The following is a 16,401-nucleotide window of genomic DNA, read 5'->3' on the forward strand; positions in this document are numbered from 1 at the left end:
TTGATGGCCAGTGCGAGCAGATCGAGCAGGGTGGACAGCGCCTGCGTCCCCGGTGGGAGCATTGGGGCGGCGCGGGCGCGCTCGATCCCTTGGTTACCCTAGTGGCTCTCGCTTGAAGAAGGGGCGCCGGTACATCCGCGGTCGCCCTTCCCTCTCGCCAGTCGTCGGACAGCACTTATGCAGAACGTATGGTTAACGAGTCGTTAGAGAATCCGGCAGACGATCATGGCCGTCGCTGCCACGCGAGAACGCCAGCTTTCGGTTCCGTCGACGGCCAAGTTGAAGCCGCCGCGGGCGAGCACACGGGCCACCATGCTGCGCCCGAGCTCTGGGGCGCAGGCCAGCAGAAGCGCCGTGGGCCATAGCCGGCGCGTGTTGGCCTGCAGCAAGCTAGCGATGTGGCCCGCATCGAGCGGCGTCTTCAACAGCTCCTAGGCGTTCAAGCTCTGCGCCAACTCCTTCCATTGCGGAAGACACGCGATGAGACCACAACAAGGCAGGGCAGCACTGCCCCGCGCTTGCGCGCCAGCGCGACGGCTTCCGGTCCGCTGAGGCGGCTGAGCTGCATGCTGACAAAGCCGAGAGACGGCTGGTGTCTCACGATGGTCTCGCTCAGCTCCTCACCCGACACCGCCTCCAGGACCACCGCCTCGGGATCGAGTTGCCGGACGATCTTGGACAAGGTCAGGCGACGGCCGGCATCGCTGTCGGCGATGACGGCGCGTGTCGCGGGGGAGGTCATGCCGAAGCTCTCAGCGGTGCTGGGGCAGTTGTTCTTGTGAAAGGCTGAAACGCGCGTACCAGATCGCCGTCAAGCTTGCCAACCATGCTCTCTAGGGCAGAATAGGCCTGCTCCGCGCTCATGGGCGTCCTGTAGGGCCGGCGCTCGATCAGGGCACTGTAGATGTCACAGACCGTGACCAGCCGCACCAGATCTGGGATCTGCTTGGCGTTCAGTCCGTCCGGGTAGCCCGAGCCGTCCAGGCACTCATGATGCGAGCGCACCACCGCCAACATCTCGTCTGGGAATCCGCTGCCTAGAAGCATGCTGTGACCGTACACCGGGTGCTGGTTCATAATTGCACGCTCATCGGGACTGAGCGGCCCAGGCTTGTTCAGGATCCGGCTCGGGATCTTGGCCTTGCCGATGTCGTGCAGAACGGCCGCCTGGGTCAGCCGCTGGCAGTCCGCCTCGCGCAAGCCGAGGAACCGGGCGAAGCCGGCTGCCAGCCCCGCCACGAGGAGGCAGTGCTGGTGGGTGGCGTCGTCGAAGCGCCACACGACCTCGAGCCACTCGCTGATCCCAGCCTCCCGCACGGCCTGCTCCACGAACTCGGTTCCAGCGGCAATCAGTTCGGGTTTGACGGCTGCGTTGCTGCGGCCCAGATCGAAGATGCGTGCGAGCACCGCGTCGGCAGCGGCGGCGCTGGCCTGAACGCCCGCTGATAGCGAGGCGGCGGAACTGGTCAGCTTAGACAGGGTGCCAAGCAGTTCACGTCCGAGGCTGTCAGCCCGCAGGATACTCGTGGCACCCAGAGCTGTGGCCTGAAGGCGCGTGCGCGGCGTGTCCTGGTGCAGCAGGCAGAGATACGGGATCCGGCTTGGTTTCAGCCGATCAAGCTGAAAGCGCAGCGCCGCGATGGTTGCTGATGAAGTAAGCGACGCGTCGCTCACCACTGCGCGCAGGCTCGCTGCCGGCGGGCAGAGGCCGCGGTGCTCGGGATCCAGCAGATCGACTACCAGGCAGGGGGCAAGCGCGTTGAGCTCACGCGCCAGACGCTCACCACGAGCGGGTGTGTCAGTGAAAACAAGGACGCTGCTCATCATGCCGCCCGGTGCAGCCGGATCGAACGAGCGGCATCCCGCGAGCCATCGATGTGAGGCGAGTTTCGAGCAAACCCAGGATCCTCGCTTCGACAGACCTGGCAAGCGGTGCGCGGGGGCATGTCATGCTCTCACAGGGCAACTTCCGCAGCATTGTGCCCGGCAGATCCTTCGATCTGTTAAACACCGCCACGCATGCTCCGCCAGAAGGGCATGCCTGACCGCCTGGCTTTGGACCAGGCTGATTGTGGGGATCAGCCAGGACTTGCGGCCAAGTCAGGCCGGCAGCTATGCGCCCATTTCGGTCGCTCAGGCGGCTCGTCTGGGGCCTCTGAAGCAGACCTCCAAAATGAAGCGCGAAGGGTTCGAAGGGGCGGAGCGCGAGCCTTCAACCTCGGTCAGCCGACCGGCAGGCCGAACCGAGGCAGGCTCTCCGAAGGCGACGATGACAACTTCCGGCGAGCGCGGGAGCCAGCCGAGCAGGCGAATGACCCTCTCGCTCGTGGCGTTCATGGTAACGCCGAGGAACGGCACGAGCCCCTTCATGGCGGAGTTGGCGCGTCGAGGCTCAATAGCGCTCACGCTTGGTCGGCAAGGCGGGTCTGGAGGCGCACGAGCGAGACGCTCAGGCGGCGCACTTCCTCGTAGCGCGTCTCCGCGTGCGGCGGCTGGCTCGGCGCCCGCGTCTCTAATTCGGAGGCCGCAGCGACGAGCCTGCGCAGGGGGACGGTGACCCAGTTCGCAATTAGGTAGAGTAGTGCCAACGCGATCAGGGCGCCCGACCCGAGCTGGATCCAGAAGGACCTCACAAGCTCCCGCGTCGGGGCGAGCGCGCTGTCGACGTCTTCCCGCACGAGGAGGCTCCAGCCGAAACTCGGAAGGTCGGCGTGGCCCACGGTTGGCACCGTTACAGTGAGATACTCGCGTCCGTCCGGCCAGCGCTCGCGCTGCACCGCCGTGTCAGTCGAGCGACCGGCCGCCGCCGCCGCTCCCACCGTAAGGGGCTGCTCCACAAGGTCCGGCGGCCCGAACAGAACGCGCTGGTCGCGGGCCAGCAGGATGACGTCGATGCTTGGGGCCCCGAGGCTCTTGAGGTTGTCTGTCACCCAGCGCCAGTCGACATGGGAGCCGATCACGCCGACGATCGTACCGTCCTTCCGGCGGATTGGCGCTGACAGATCGATGAAGCGCAAGGGATCGCGGCCGTTGCCGAGATGCTTGGCGAGGAGCTGCGCTTCGTGAACATCAACCGCGGTAGGCCCCGTGAGACCCAGCCGGAACCAGGATCGCTGGGAGACGCTCGCGCCCTCGAGGATACCTCCGCTCGCGGCCAGCACCTTGCCTTCGAGGTTTGTGACGCCGATCCAAGAATAGCGCTTATCGAGTTGGCCCAGCAGGGTGATGTCCTGGCGCACGCCGTCGAGCCGCTCAAGGTCGACCGAACGCGAAAGGCCGTCGACATCAAGCCAGAGCTGATGCAGGCGCCGGCCGAGCTGGTCGGCGCCGAGCTCGCCCCGCGTCCGCAGCTTCTCGGCGAGCAGGGTCTCTGTCTGCTGCTGCAGGCCTCCAGTGTAGACCGAGCCGGCCACGAAGGCCGGTAGGAGCATCAGGAAGGCGCCGCCGAAGAAGACGGCCCCCTTTAGGCTGATCCATGACTTTGCCATGTCGCTTCTTCTCTTCGTCTCAGCGGGTCAGGCCGCGGGCGAGATCGCGCAGCATTAATCCGAGATCACCCCGCCCCGTGCCGGGCGCGCCAGCTGCGGTGTGGAGGCGGCTAATGATGCGGTCGCGCTGCTCGGGTTCGGGGTTAAGGGCGACACGGCAGCCGTCGGACGTCTCGGCCAGCACGCGGGCCGCCACGGGGCCGATGCCGGGAATGATCAGCTGCCCGGTCGAGCCGGGCACGGCGCCGGCGATTCCGCTGAGGTGAGCCTGATCGGTGCCGAGATCGGTCAGCCACGCGCTGAGGCGCCGCGAATCCACGGTCAGCTCGACGCGCTCGGCCTGCTGCCGCAGCGGCTGGTTGGCCCGAGGCCGCTCAATGCAGGCAGCCATCGTGATGGCGAGCACTGCGAGGTTGTAGAGTGTCCAGAACAGGATGATGACCCTGCCGTCCCCCGCGACCTCGCTGTAGTTGAACACGAAATCCGAGGTTAGCGCGAGGATGAGGCCGGCGAGCGTGAGCCCGAATAGGGCGAGGAAGGGACGCATCAGGGGCCACTGCACGACGATGCGGGTGCGGTCGCCGCCCTTGGCGGTCACCCGGAACTTGTGGGGTCCCGGGGTCAGCAGCCCGACCGCGACCGCCCGGGTGATCGGCCAAGCGGCCAGAAGCTGGGAGACGTCGTTCAGGATCGGGATGAACAGGCCATTCGACAGCCAGTTCAGAACCATCATCACGGTGATGTAGTAGGGCAGATAATAGGCGACGATGTTCTCTACGCTGGCGTTCACCACCGTAATGCCGAAATACCAGTACAACAGCGGGCATGTCAGGCTCGCGAGCCGAAACGGGAACGTCGTTGTCCAATAGAGAAGAGAATCGAGGATGCTGACCCGGTGGCGCAGGGTCAGCCCATGGCTGCCGAACGGGCCGTAGACGTTGCGGATGATCTGCATCATCCCGAGGCACCAGCGCCCGCGCTGGACGATGTACTCCTGTAGGCCTTCCGGCGCGAGCCCCTCGGTGAGCGCCTCGTTGAGGTAGACTGTCTGCCAACCGTTCTCGGCGAGCCGCAGGCTCAGCAGGAAGTCCTCAGTGACGCTCTCGGTGGGTAGCCCCCCAATGGCTTGCACGGCGGCGGTCCGCACCATCGATGAGGTGCCGCAACAGACCGCGATGCCCCAGGCATCCCGAGAGGCCTCGACATTGTCGAAGAAGTGGCGCTGCTCGTCCGGGTAGGCACGGCTGATGCCGAGATTGTGCTGAACCGGGTCGGCATTGAAGAAGTGCTGCGGCGTCTGGACGAGACCGACGTTGGAGTCGTGGAACAGCGCGACCGTCCGGCTGACGAAATCGCGGTGCGGCACGAAATCGGCGTCGAGAACCGCGACGAAGTCGGGCGCGTCCGCCTCCCGCATACGCAGGCTCAGCGCGTGATTGATGTTGCCCGCCTTGGCGTGAGCATTGTCGGGGCGGATGAGGTAGCCGACGCCGTGCCGGGCGCAGACCTCTCGCAGCCAGTCGCGCCTTCCGTCGTCGAGCACGTAAACTCTGATGGCCGGGTGATCGAGGGCCTTGGCGCCCACGAGAGTGCGCTCCAGAACCTCCAGCTCCTCGTTGTAGGTGGCGATGAAGACGTCGACGCGCGGAGGCAGCTCCGGCGCCCACCACTCCGCATGGCGGCTCGCCTCCTTGCCGCGTTCGCGAACGCGCGTGAGGATCAGGAAGGCGATCGTGGATGAGATAACCGTCAGGCCCTCAAGCCCTGCGAAGGCCCAGGCCAGGATGGGCTCCGGCGCGAGGGCGAAGGCGGGCACTGTGTCGGTGAAGCGCCAGGCCATGTAGCGCCAGGCGAGGATCGTAGCGGTACCGAGGAGCAGCGTGCGCCAGAGCGTGCGCGTGCGGTCGAGCAACGGAAGGAGGAGGAGGCCGGCGCCCAGGACCACCGCTGCCGCCGCGAAGGCCGAGACGAGGGGCGAGACCGTCAGCACGGGTTAGAACCCGTATCGGGTCGCGAAGGCCCGGAAGGCCCCGAGCGGCCCCTGTGTGAAGATGACCCTGCCGGTCCGCCCCACCGCGCAGCCGGATCCGGCCTGGGCGGCGAGCGCCGGTACGGTCAGCGCGACGTCGAAGCGCTTCAGGTGCTCGGCGCTCGGCCCGACCGCGAGGTTGGCATAAAGCCCGGCCGCGCCGGAGCCGCCGAGGCGTGTGATCGTCGCGTCGAAGATCCGGTCGTCACCGTAGAAGCGGAACTGTGCCGTCCCGCCGAGGCGCAGGCCGTCGTAGAGCGCCTCCGTCACGCTCGCCGTGACCATCAGACTTGAGCAGTCGACGAGCCGTACGAGGTCCTGCCCGCGTCGGACATACTCGCCGTCATCGACAAGGAAGTCCCAGACCATGCTGGGTGAGCGCGCCTTGAGCTCCGCCGAGGTGAGCTTGTTGACCCGCACCCGCTCGGCGGCGATCTGGGATTCGGTCTGGGCGAGGCGGGCCGCGATCTGTTGCTCCTCGCCGCTGAGCTCGGCGATGCGCAGGTCGAGGTCGCGGATGCGCTGTGAGGAGAACGGCGCGTCGTTGTAGGAATCGCCGATGAACACGCCATTGCGGGCGGAGGCCAGCTCCGTGCGCAGGTAGTTCGCCCGTTGACGGGCGCTCTCGAGATCCTGCTTGGCAACCTCGGAGGTTGAGCGCGCCTTGTCGAGCGCGACCGCCGTCTGGACGCCACGCTCGTTCAGCTCGTTCGCACGCTTCCAAGAGGCGTCGGCCTCCCGAAGCCGGGCATTGGCGGCCTCCTGGGCGGCCTGGGCCTCAGCGATACGGGCCTCGATCTGGCGCACGCGTCCCTGTTGATAGTCATTAACCTGCGTTTCGTAGCCCTTGCGCGCCGCGTTCAGCGCCGCGCGCTGGGCCTGAACCCGCTTGAGGTCGAGGTTTTGCCCGCCGAGGCTGCGCTCGAGATCGTTCAGGCGCGCGGTGTCGAAGCGGTCGTCCAAGATGTTGGCGACGCTCTCGCCCTCGCGGACCCGGCTACCGACGCCGCGGAGCGACAGGGAGACCTCGCCCTCGATCGGCGCGCGCACCACGGCCATGCGGGCATTGACTGTGGCGTCCGACGATGTTCCGGCGAAGTGTTCGCCGATCAGGATGTAGAGCCCTCCGAGCAAGAGCAGGGCGCCGAGAAGAAGCTTGATTGCGCGCATGACCCGTCGAGAAGCAGGATCGGCAAGGAAGACGAGAGCGGAGCGGGCCGGCGACGCTCACCCGAGAGGGCCATTGTCCCGATCGGCCCGATGGCGAGCACGGGAACTATCCTGGCGCAGCCGCTGTCAGCGGGGCTCACGACGACCTCGCGCCCAGCCGGAAGTGCTTAGCAGCGCGATGAAGCGAGGGACGGCGAGAACCGAGTTCATGCAGGCAGCTACGTAGTTTGTACGTAATCGCGCATATCACCCGAGAAGAGCCTGCCGCAACCCTCTGTGTGATTTTAGATCCGTGCAATTTTTTAGATCGCGGCCATTACGCCACGCCTGCCAGTCGACTTCGCCTTGCGCGGGCGGTTGGCCCTGCGCCACTCTTGTCTTCTTTCATGTAGCCTACGGCCTGCGTGATCGCCGATGGCGCTGGTCGCGCCATCGCGGCCCGGATCGCGCCTGGGCAAGCGCACGAACGGCCTCACGCGCTGCCGTTACTCGATCAGCTGCCGGGTGTGCCCCGCTGGGTCGTGGCTGATCGGGGCTACAACCAAGGCTGAGAGCCGCCGGCCAAGCGGCAACCGTGCGCCTCCTCGTCGGCAGCATGACGCTGGAGCAGTTTGAGGGCCTTCTGGTACTGCTTGATGTAAGCGTCTTCGGAACGATCAACCCACACACCTGAGGCCAAGGGAGTGTTCTTCGCTTCTTCCTCCCACTTCCTCCCGAACCTCCTCGCCACGGTGCGCACTGCCAGTTCCTGACCGCGGCCGCGGCAGCCGTTAGGTCGGTACGATCGGTCCCACGATTCGGTCGGCCTCACGATTTTCGAGAGGATCAGGATTGGGTGGGAAGCGAGATGATGGCGGAGGTGGAGAGAAAGGCGTCGGCGAGCGTCGGGCTGCGAGGTGCCCCTCAGGGCTCAGAGCAGGCCCGCTTAGCCGATAGGCGGGCCGCGAAGGATGAGCGGGACGGCTCAGAGTATGGTTCTCCATGCTCAAGCTTCACCTGCCCTGGAGCGGAAGGCGACCACCTTGCCAGAATCTTCAGCCGCGTGAAGCGCGTCGGCGACAGCCAGAGCGAGCGTGTCCTGATCGAAGGGCTTGCTCAGCCGAGGCAGGACCAGATGGTGTTCTGCCGGTGCTTCGGCGTAACCCGACGCCAGGATGACCGGCAATCCGGGCCGCTCGACTGCGATCTGCTCCGCCAACTGCGTTCCGGTCATGCTCGGCATGGCTTGGTCGGTAATGACGAGATCCAACCCGCGCGTGCGCCGCAGCAGGGCCAACGCCTCTTCACCCGAACGGGCCTCGATCACGCGGTGGTCGAGGTCTTCCAGCATCGCTGCCGTATTCTCCAGCACCAGCGGATCGTCGTCTGCAACCAGCACCGTTAGCGACCGCGCCGACATGCGCCGCGGAACAGCGACGCTCGAAGCTTCTTCCCGCGTTGCCGACGCCTCAGCCAAGGGGAGCCACATCTCCGCGGTCGTGCCCTCACCCAGTCGGCTCTTGAGCAGAAAACGTCCTCGCGACTGCGCGGCCAAGCCCTGCACCATCGGGAGGCCGAGCCCCGTGCCCTTGCCCGCCCCCTTCGTGGTGAAGAACGGTTCCTGCGCCCGCGCCAAGGTCTCCGCGTCCATGCCTGTGCCTGTGTCTGTCACGGAGAGGCAGACGTAACGGCCTGCCGGCAGATCGACCGCGTCCTCTTCACCCGCTTCGCGGCCTGCGATCGTGATGGTGCCGCCTTTTGGCATGGCGTCGCGTGCGTTCACGGTGAGGTTGAGGAGCGCCAGTTCACACTGATGCGCATCCACCATCACGCGCGGTAGGCCGAGTGGAAAGCGGGTCTCGATGCGGACGAGCGGTCCAATCGAGCGCTGGAGCAGGTCGGTCATGCCCCGGACCAGACCCGGTAGATCAACCACCTCGGGCTTAAGCTCCTGCCGCCGCGCGAAAGCCAGCATACGCTGCGTCAAGGCCGCTCCGCGCTGTGCGCCCTGAACCGCGTTGTCGAGCAGGCGGGTGAGTTTGGGGTCATCCGGCAGCCGCTTCCGCATCAGTTCGAGGCTGCCGAGCACAGCCATGAGCAGGTTGTTGAAGTCGTGGGCGACGCCGCCTGTGAGTTGACCGATGGCCTCCACCTTCTGGGCCTGAGCAAGTGCCTCGCGGGCTTGATCCAGGGCCTCCTGGGCTTGCTTGCGCTCGGTGATGTCGCGCGTGACCTTAGCGTAGCCGACAAGCGGGCCCTGCTCGTTGCGGATCGCGTGGATGACCACGTTGGCCCAGAAGCGGCTGCCGTCCTTGCGCACCCGCCAGCCTTCGGCCTCGAAGCGTCCCTCCCGCGCCGCTGTCTCAAGGGCGGCCGCGGGGACGCCAGCCTGAAGATCCTCCTGCGTGTAGAAGCGTGACAGGTGGCTGCCCACGATCTCCTTGGCTGTGTAGCCCTTGATGCGCTCGGCACCCGTGTTCCAGTTTGCGATCCGGCCCTCGGGATCGAGCATGAAGATGGCGTAGTCACTCACGCTCTGGAGCAGCAGCCGAAAGCGCTCCTCGCTCGCGCGCAGCGCGGCAGCCTCGCGTTCGGAAGTCTGCGAGAGGTGCCGGTCGAACATGGCGGCGGCGAGCGCCAGCACGAGGATCAGGAAGGTTGTGCCGGTAACCCAGAGCGCGAGATGCGTCTGGCCGACGCTCGCTGTCCCACGCGCATGATCAATGGGAGCATGAGCATCGAACACGGAACCTTGCATCGCGGCGTAGTGCATTCCCGAGACGGCAATCCCCATGATGATAGCGGCGAGCAGCCGTTGCCGGACGCCAGTCTGCCTGAAGGCAAGCCATAGGGCGGCAACGGCTGCGCCGATGGCAATGAGGATCGAGACAGCGACCCAGAGGTGGTCGTAGTGCAGGTCGGCCGGCACGCGCATCGCGGCCATGCCAGTGTAGTGCATACCGGCAATGCCCAGCCCCATAACAAGGCCACTCAGGCACAGAGCGACGGGTCCTGCACCCGGCCGGTTGACAACGAAGAAGCCGAGCCCCGTGACAGCGATGGGCAGAGCCAGAGAGAGCAGGGTAAGGCGCAGGTCGTAGCCGACCTCCAGGCCCGGCAGGCTGAAGGCCAGCATGGCGACGAAGTGCATCGACCAGATGCCCCCACCCATCGCGATGGCAGCGGTGACGAGCCACGCGCGGCTGGACCAGCCGGAGGCGGCGCGCATTCGTGTGGCAAGGTCGAGAGCGGTGTAGGACGCAGCGGCGGCGATCAGGACGGAGAGTGCGACGAGGATGGCGTCATGAGTTCCGGCGTGGGGCATCCTAGCGAAACACCTACTGGCCTCGTTCAATGAGTTTGGGCGGGCGCTTCCGATCCGCCGGACGGCGTGTGGCACTCTCACCTGTTCGAAGATGCAGAGGCTATGCAACTCTGGGTGTCAATCGCTCGGGGTAGCACCTGCGCCACTGCGGTAGCCATCGCCTTCCTGAGTTCATGGCTCTGTGGAGCCCACAATCAGCCCGCGTCACCCCTCTCGTCCGGAACTGCATCACGCCAATTCGTGTTGCAGAGACAATCCGAACAGCCACGGTGAGCGGGATGAGCAGCGCTGAAGATGCACGCGTGAGTGACAACGGACCGAGCCTGATTCAGGCCAGCCTCGGGTTCTCGCTCTCGCTTGTTACGCTTGTGGGCTGCGTCGTCGGCCTTGGGATGGTCGCGTAACCGCTACTTGGTCCGCCACAGAGCGCGGATGAAGCCGAGGTTGCCGACGGCGAGCGCGCCGCCGCCACCAGAGGGGGCCGGGCCTGCATGGGTGAGGATCACCGCGCCGGCCAGCGGCGCGAGGGCCTGGGCACATGCCCGGCCGGGCCAAGCGGCCGACCAGCGCCGGGGAGCGCACCGGGCCAAACAGCGCGAGCAGCACCGTGGGGTTGCCGATCAGGAGGCGTCAGCCGCGGCCTCGTGATCTCTGCTCAACCACCTGCGCCGCCGCACCAATGTTGACGCTCATCTCACCGAGCAGGCTGAGGCTCTGATGCAGGCTCTCGCTGATGCGGCGTAGCTGAGAAAAGGCAGCGTTGGTCTCGCCCTGGAGTGTACCGAGCGCCAGCCGCTCCGCTTCAGACATGCCATCGTCGCAGGTACGGCTGGTCTCGCGCAGCGCCATGCCGCGTGCACGCATTTCGAGCTTTACCAGCGAGCCGGCAAGTGCCTCGATGGCACTCAGGGCCTTCGCCATAGCGGCGGCGTTCTCACGAAGCTGCATTCGGGTCGCGGCGGTTGCCGCGGGATTGGAGATGCATCGGCTGTCTGACATCGGCTGGACCCTCTCTCCCGCGGAGACCGGTTCAATGATCGCGGCCGGCTCAGGCCGCTCTGACGTTGGCCAGGAAGTTCGAGACCTCCTGCGTCAGGCTCTCTGAGTGCCGAGCAAGCTCCTGGGCTGCACCCAGCACCTGGTTTGCTGCTGCACTCGTCTGCCCGGCTCCTTGGCCGACACCCGCGATGTTCAGCGTCACCTGCTCCGTGCCTTTTGCTGCCTGCTGCACGTTGCGGGTGATCTCCTGGGTCGCCGCGCCCTGCTCCTCCATGGCCGCCGCGATGTTGGCCGCGTAGGTGGACATCTCGCCGATCACCCGGCTGATTTGCTGGATGTCGGCAACAGCTTCTTGCGTTGCCGCCTGGATCTCAGCGATGCGCTCGCTGATCTCGCCGGTCGCGCGCGAGGTCTGGCCAGCTAACTCCTTCACCTCGGTCGCCACGACCGCAAAGCCGCGGCCCGCCTCGCCCGCTCGTGCCGCCTCGATGGTAGCATTCAGCGCCAGCAGGTTCGTCTGGCCGGCGATCTGCGAGATTAGCGACACCGCCGTGCTGATCCGCTCGGCTGTCCCGGACAGCTTCTGCACCGTCGCATCGGTTTGACGCGCTGTCGCGACGGCGCGGCTGGCGATCTGAGCCGACTGGCTGACCTGCTGCACGATCTCGGCGACAGAAGCCGACATCTCCTCGCTCGCTGCTGCCACGGTTTGCACGTTAGACGAGGTCTGCTGTGCGGCTCCGGCCACCGTCATGCTCTGCTGGCTCGTCTCGTCGGCCGTCGCGGTCATGGAACGGGCAGTCGCTTCCATCTCGGTTGCGGCGCCCGCGAGACCTTGCGTTAGCACGGAGACGCTGCGCTCGAAGCTCTTGGTCAGATCGTCAAGCAGGTTGGCGCGACGCATCTTGGCTTCGGCTTCTTGGGCCGCAGCGATCTCTGCCGCTTGCTTGGCGATCAGCCCCTCCTTGAACACCTGAACGGCACGAGCCATCAGACCGATCTCGTCACCACGTGATTGCGCCGGGATCGAGATCGAGGTCTCCCCGCCCGCCAAGTGGCTCATCACGCTCGTTAGCGCGCGGATCGGCCGGACGATCCCCCGCGCAATCGGCCACGCGCAGGCAATCAGCAGGGCGAGCAGGCCGACGACGTACACCGCGTCACGCCGCACAAGCTCCCAAAACTGGGCGTCGATGTCATCGATGTAGATGCCCGTCCCGATTACCCACTGCCACGGCGCATAGTGGAGAGCATATCCAAGCTTCGGCGATGGCTGATCCTGCCCAGCGCGCGGGAACATGAACTCGACATAGCCGCCTCCTGCCTTGGCGGCCTCGATCAAAGCGGCATTGAAGCGTAGACCGTTCGCATCCTTGGCCTCCAGCAGGCTTTTGCCCTCGTTCTCTGGCTTCAAGCCATGAACGAGGTTAATACCCGCATAGTTATAGATGAAGAAATAGTCATTCTTTCCGTATCGCACCGCTCGAAGAGCAGTCTTAGCGCGATCTTGAGCCTCATTCTGCGAGATAATCCCCTGATCAGCATTGCTCGCGAGGCGCTTCACGGTGGATATAGCAGCCTCAACCTGACCAGCGATAGCTGTTTTTCGCTCTCTTAGGATCTCTTCGCGAGCACTAAAGAGATTTAAGCACTCAATGGCTGCCAGTACGAATAAAAAGCAGACAATCAGAAGGCTAATGCGGTGTGATATCTTCATCGACATGACTGTGGGCCGGGTTCGCAACAACGCTGCTGGAGGGGGCGCTATAGGAGGATTAAACTTAAAATTTAAGAACCTCTCGGCCATGCTCATGCGCAGCGCGACAAGTGCAGGGACGAGGCCGGCGAGCGGTCCCGCGCCCGCCGCGACGCCAGTTCAGTCGCCGTCGGGGAGTGAGTGGAAGCTCTCTCACACCGAGTTGCATCTTCGATTGGCGAGCACAGTCCGGTTGTCCAACGTCCGCTTGCGACGGCGATACAGACCGCTGTGGCCGCCGCGCTGAATGCCGGCTCCCCACTCCACACGAATCTTGGCGGCAGCGGCTTACAGGTCCGCGTGAACGCACTTTGAGCCCCTCACCTAAGCCGCGCCTAACATCTGCTTAGCCGCAGCTTGGGCTTCGAAGCGGACGGGCCGCAAACGGCCACCCTCGGTCTTTCCACCCCGTTTCGCTGAGCTTCCCGGAATCCAGCCATCTCAGGGCTGACCAGGGCCAAAGGATGCACTTCGGATCCACAAAGCCATCCACTGGATGCCAACCCCAGCCGGCCTCCCTCGCGGGCGAGCGCCACCATAAGGCTGGATCCTGAACACACCTAGCGCCAGTGGGTTGATGGCACGTGACTGCCCACTCGCCCGGGATCGAAGCGGGGCAGAAAGACGCGTTGATCCTCAGCAAATTCGTGAGCGATGATGACAGAGTTCGGCATAGCCCTAGTCGCCGGCGCAAACGGCATCATCGGCAAGGCCCTGATGCAACAGCTTGGCGCCGCAGGCGGTTGGCAGGCGCGCGCTTTGGCGCGCCGCCCGCACGGATCGAGCGAGGCCATCGCGACAGATCTGACCGATCCTGAGGCGACCCGCGCAGCCCTCGTTCAGGCCCGCGATACCACGCACCTATTCTATGCCGCTCTCGCACCGCAGCCGAGCCTCGCGGATGAGGACCGCGTGAACGGAGCGATGCTGCGCAACCTGCTCGAAGGTCTCGACGCCGTCGGCGCGCCGTTGAGGCGCGTGGTGCTGTATCAGGGCGCGAAGGTCTACGGCGTCCATCTCGGGCCGGTGCCGTCCCCGTTCTACGAGGACGAGAACCCGCGCCACATCGGGCCCAACTTCTACTTCACGCAGGAGGACGAGTTGCGCCGCCGGGCGGACCGCGGCGGCCTCGCTTGGTCGATCCTCCGCCCCGATGTCGTCGTCGGCGATGCGGCCGGCAACGCCATGAACATCGCCATGGTGATTGGCGCCTATGCAGCCCTGTGCCGGGCGGAAGGGGCGGCCTTCCGCTTTCCAGGACCGGCCCACGTCTACGAAGGTGTGTTAGCCCAGGTAACAGATGCCCATGCTCTGGCCCGGGCTAGCGTGTGGGCTGCGACGTCCGACGCCGCGCGCGGCGAAGCCTTCAACTATGTGCACGAGCCTTTCCGCTGGCGGCGCGTCTGGGAGAAGCTCGCCACGGCCCTTGACCTGCCCCTCGGGCCGCCGGTGCCGCTGCGCCTCGCCACCCACATGGCCGATAAGAAGCCCATCTGGCAGCGGTTGGCGGTAGAACAGGGCTTGAGCGACATGCCCTATGAGCGGGCGGTTGGCTGGAGCTTCGGCGATTTCGTCTTCCACAGCGACTTCGATCTGGTCTCTGACATGGGCAAGATCCGGCGGGCCGGATTCGGCGAGAGCGTCGACAGCGTTGAGGCTCTGGCGGCCGCCATTCGTCGCCTGCAGGCGACGAAGGTGCTGCCGCGCTAGATCCGCTGGCAGGTGACAGCGGCCTGCTTTGACCCAGCCCCGTCGCAACCGCGGCCAACGCCAGTCGGCGAGCGCCTTCCTCAGCACTGGTGCTCGGCCGAGAGCGGGAACGCAGATCCGGACATGCAGAACTTTACGAGTGGCGGGCGGCGGATTGCGGTGGAATGGTTCACGGCCTCCGGTGGCTCTGCAGAGAGGATGGCGAGATCTGCCGCCAGACCTGCCGTTCTGCTTCTGCACGGCGCGGACGGGCTGACGTTCGCCGATGGCTACCGACTGGCCGCACGCACGATCGCAGGTTCGGGTTACCACGTCGCCTTCCCGCACTACCTCGACCGCACGGACGACAGGCGTGTCGCCTACTCGCGGCTGCGACAAGACTTTCCGCTCTGGGCCGCTACCGTGCGGGATGGAGTGAGCTGGCTGGCCTCACAGCCCGGTGTCGATGCGCGGAGGCTCGGGATCGTCGGGGTCTCGCTTGGGGCAGCGCTGGCGTTCGAGGTTGCTGGGTCCGATGCCCGGGTCAAAGCGATCGTGGACTACTTTGGCCCGCTCCCAGAGGGCCTGGCCGCACGTCAGCCTCGGCTGCCGCCAACCCTGATCCTGCACGGCGCCTCGGATCCGATCGTTCCCGTCGCGCAGGCGAACGCCATCGAGCGTCTGCTGAAGCAGCAGGGCACGCCCTACGAGATCTGCATCTACCCGGGGCAAGGGCACGGCTTCACCGGAACGGCGCAGTTTGATTCGGCGGCTCGGGTCGCCAGCTTCCTGGGTCAACACCTCGGACCCGATCAGGCCTGAGGCGGTCTTATCGGGATGGCTGCTCCCCGAAGCGCTCGGCAGAGGTCCGATCTCGCGCCACCTGCGCTCTATTATTTTTCCAGGTGTCCCAAATTAGTGAATGTCGATGCGAAGCGTGCGCTAGCGACCGCCCAAGGGTAGCCCTGAAATTTTCTGAGAACCAACCGTGCGACCGCGTGTTAACTTGTAGCAACTACCTAGAAAAAAGACCGCCCCTGAGGACGGCCCGAAGTCTAGGGAGGAATCGCCCAATGAGGGCTGCGACTCCGGAACGCCAATACCAGAGTCGCCTTGTGTCAACTTGACGAAGGTGACTGGGTTCCGAGGGTCAAGGTTGCCGGACAGGCTCGTCGCAAGGCGGGCCTGTTCTGCGTTCAGCATCATCGCCAGCGCCCAGCTTGAACGGGCAGAGGCTGAGAGCGTTTCGTGAGATGGCTGCCCCGTTTTGCACCATCGTGATCGCCTCTGGCACGTCTCAGGTCACCATCAAGGGGCAGACCGAGCGAGAGGCTGCACTTGCCGCGGAGGCGGTCTTGAGCAGGCTTGAAGGAAGCTGGCTTCGCGTCACGATTCGAGTTGAATGCGGTGACCCAGCCACAGGGCGGCGAGTAGCGTTCTACCTTGGTGAAGTTGCCGCGGACTTCGAGGTTATTGCCGAGGTCGATTGCCAGCCGGATCAAGTCCGGGCTGCCGAGGTCGAAGTCGGTGGGATGACAGGGGCGCTCACAGGCAGCTTCTCGCCGTTCCACCGCAGGCTCGGCTCCGAGTTCGGCTTGAGGGTCGCTGTCAGCACTACGTGTCCGTATGCATCGCGGACAGAGGCAACAGCATGGCTGTCCTCGGCTGTATCGGTCTCAGGCAAACCGTTCAGCAGGCTCAATGCATGTCGCAGGATGTCGTTGGCGCTTGCGCAGCTTGCGCACTCCAAGCCATCGTCGTCCCAGACCCGCTGGGCACTCGTCTTCTGACCGCGCCGCACGCCCGCCTCCCTTGGTCCGGGCCGATCCTCTCAGTCAGCCCGGTCCAAAGCCGGCCGGTCAGGTCAGGGTCCGAGCGAACCTGCAGAAAACCTTATTTCGCCGGAGCCCAGGTCCGAACAAATGGTGAACAAGAGCCCACTCAAGCTGACTCGCGCCTCGATCGA

General features: G+C 65.4%; 12 protein-coding genes and 1 pseudogene. 4 read left to right on the forward strand and 9 right to left on the reverse strand.

Translation table 11 applies throughout. The features are described from left to right. Window positions 1–203: 203 nt before the first annotated feature. The 6 genes from J2X36_RS25280 to J2X36_RS25305 all read right to left on the reverse strand — a co-directional run bounded on the left by J2X36_RS25280 (window position 204) and on the right by J2X36_RS25305 (window position 6,687). Window positions 204–425 carry a hypothetical protein gene (locus J2X36_RS25280; RefSeq protein ID WP_310354795.1) on the reverse strand — a complete coding sequence of 74 codons (222 nt, stop codon included), beginning with the start codon at window positions 423–425 and terminating at the stop codon, window positions 204–206. 14 nt (window positions 426–439) lie between these two features. Then, window positions 440–742, reverse strand: coding sequence for a hypothetical protein (locus J2X36_RS25285; protein ID WP_310354797.1), 303 nt, complete (start codon window positions 740–742; stop codon window positions 440–442). Continuing rightward, window positions 739–1,827: an HD-GYP domain-containing protein gene (locus tag J2X36_RS25290; RefSeq protein ID WP_310354799.1), complete on the reverse strand. Its 1,089-nt coding sequence runs from the start codon at window positions 1,825–1,827 to the stop codon at window positions 739–741. Before J2X36_RS25290 ends, J2X36_RS25285 begins: the two co-directional genes overlap by 4 nt. 575 nt (window positions 1,828–2,402) lie before the next feature. Continuing rightward, on the reverse strand, window positions 2,403–3,488 hold the full coding sequence (locus J2X36_RS25295; RefSeq protein ID WP_310354801.1) for a cache domain-containing protein: 1,086 nt from the start codon (window positions 3,486–3,488) through the stop codon (window positions 2,403–2,405). A gap of 19 nt (window positions 3,489–3,507) precedes the next feature. Beyond that, window positions 3,508–5,478 carry a glycosyltransferase gene (locus J2X36_RS25300; RefSeq protein WP_310354803.1) on the reverse strand — a complete coding sequence of 657 codons (1,971 nt, stop codon included), beginning with the start codon at window positions 5,476–5,478 and terminating at the stop codon, window positions 3,508–3,510. A 3-nt stretch (window positions 5,479–5,481) separates the two neighbouring features. After that, entirely contained in the window at window positions 5,482–6,687 is a 1,206-nt protein-coding gene (locus tag J2X36_RS25305) for an HlyD family efflux transporter periplasmic adaptor subunit (RefSeq protein WP_310354805.1), read from the reverse strand. Between the two features lie 398 nt (window positions 6,688–7,085). Here J2X36_RS25305 and J2X36_RS25310 point away from each other — a divergent pair. Next, window positions 7,086–7,229: pseudogene (locus tag J2X36_RS25310) on the forward strand (transposase); the annotation flags it as partial. Window positions 7,230–7,672: 443 nt separating this feature from the next. On the opposite strand, the gene J2X36_RS25315 reads toward J2X36_RS25310, so the two are convergent. The 3 genes from J2X36_RS25315 to J2X36_RS25325 all read right to left on the reverse strand — a co-directional run bounded on the left by J2X36_RS25315 (window position 7,673) and on the right by J2X36_RS25325 (window position 12,797). Beyond that, entirely contained in the window at window positions 7,673–9,991 is a 2,319-nt protein-coding gene (locus J2X36_RS25315; protein ID WP_310354807.1) for an MHYT domain-containing protein, read from the reverse strand. A 630-nt stretch (window positions 9,992–10,621) separates the two neighbouring features. After that, window positions 10,622–10,912, reverse strand: a complete 291-nt coding sequence (locus J2X36_RS25320) for a hypothetical protein (RefSeq protein ID WP_310354809.1) — start codon at window positions 10,910–10,912, stop codon at window positions 10,622–10,624. A gap of 127 nt (window positions 10,913–11,039) precedes the next feature. After that, entirely contained in the window at window positions 11,040–12,797 is a 1,758-nt protein-coding gene (locus tag J2X36_RS25325; protein WP_405029857.1) for a methyl-accepting chemotaxis protein, read from the reverse strand. A gap of 603 nt (window positions 12,798–13,400) precedes the next feature. On the opposite strand from J2X36_RS25325, the gene J2X36_RS25330 reads away from it, so the two are divergent. From J2X36_RS25330 to J2X36_RS25340, 3 genes are all read left to right on the forward strand, one after another. Continuing rightward, entirely contained in the window at window positions 13,401–14,456 is a 1,056-nt protein-coding gene (locus J2X36_RS25330; protein WP_310354812.1) for an SDR family oxidoreductase, read from the forward strand. Between the two features lie 123 nt (window positions 14,457–14,579). Further along, window positions 14,580–15,257: a dienelactone hydrolase family protein gene (locus tag J2X36_RS25335; RefSeq protein WP_310354816.1), complete on the forward strand. Its 678-nt coding sequence runs from the start codon at window positions 14,580–14,582 to the stop codon at window positions 15,255–15,257. A gap of 431 nt (window positions 15,258–15,688) precedes the next feature. Beyond that, window positions 15,689–16,225 (forward strand): hypothetical protein, encoded by a 537-nt coding sequence (locus J2X36_RS25340; protein WP_310354817.1) that lies wholly within the window; start codon window positions 15,689–15,691, stop codon window positions 16,223–16,225. The last annotated feature ends 176 nt before the right edge of the window (window positions 16,226–16,401 follow it).

The sequence above is a fragment of the Methylobacterium sp. BE186 genome, from assembly GCF_031457035.1.
In the GTDB taxonomy this organism is placed as follows: Bacteria; Pseudomonadota; Alphaproteobacteria; order Rhizobiales; family Beijerinckiaceae; genus Methylobacterium; species Methylobacterium segetis.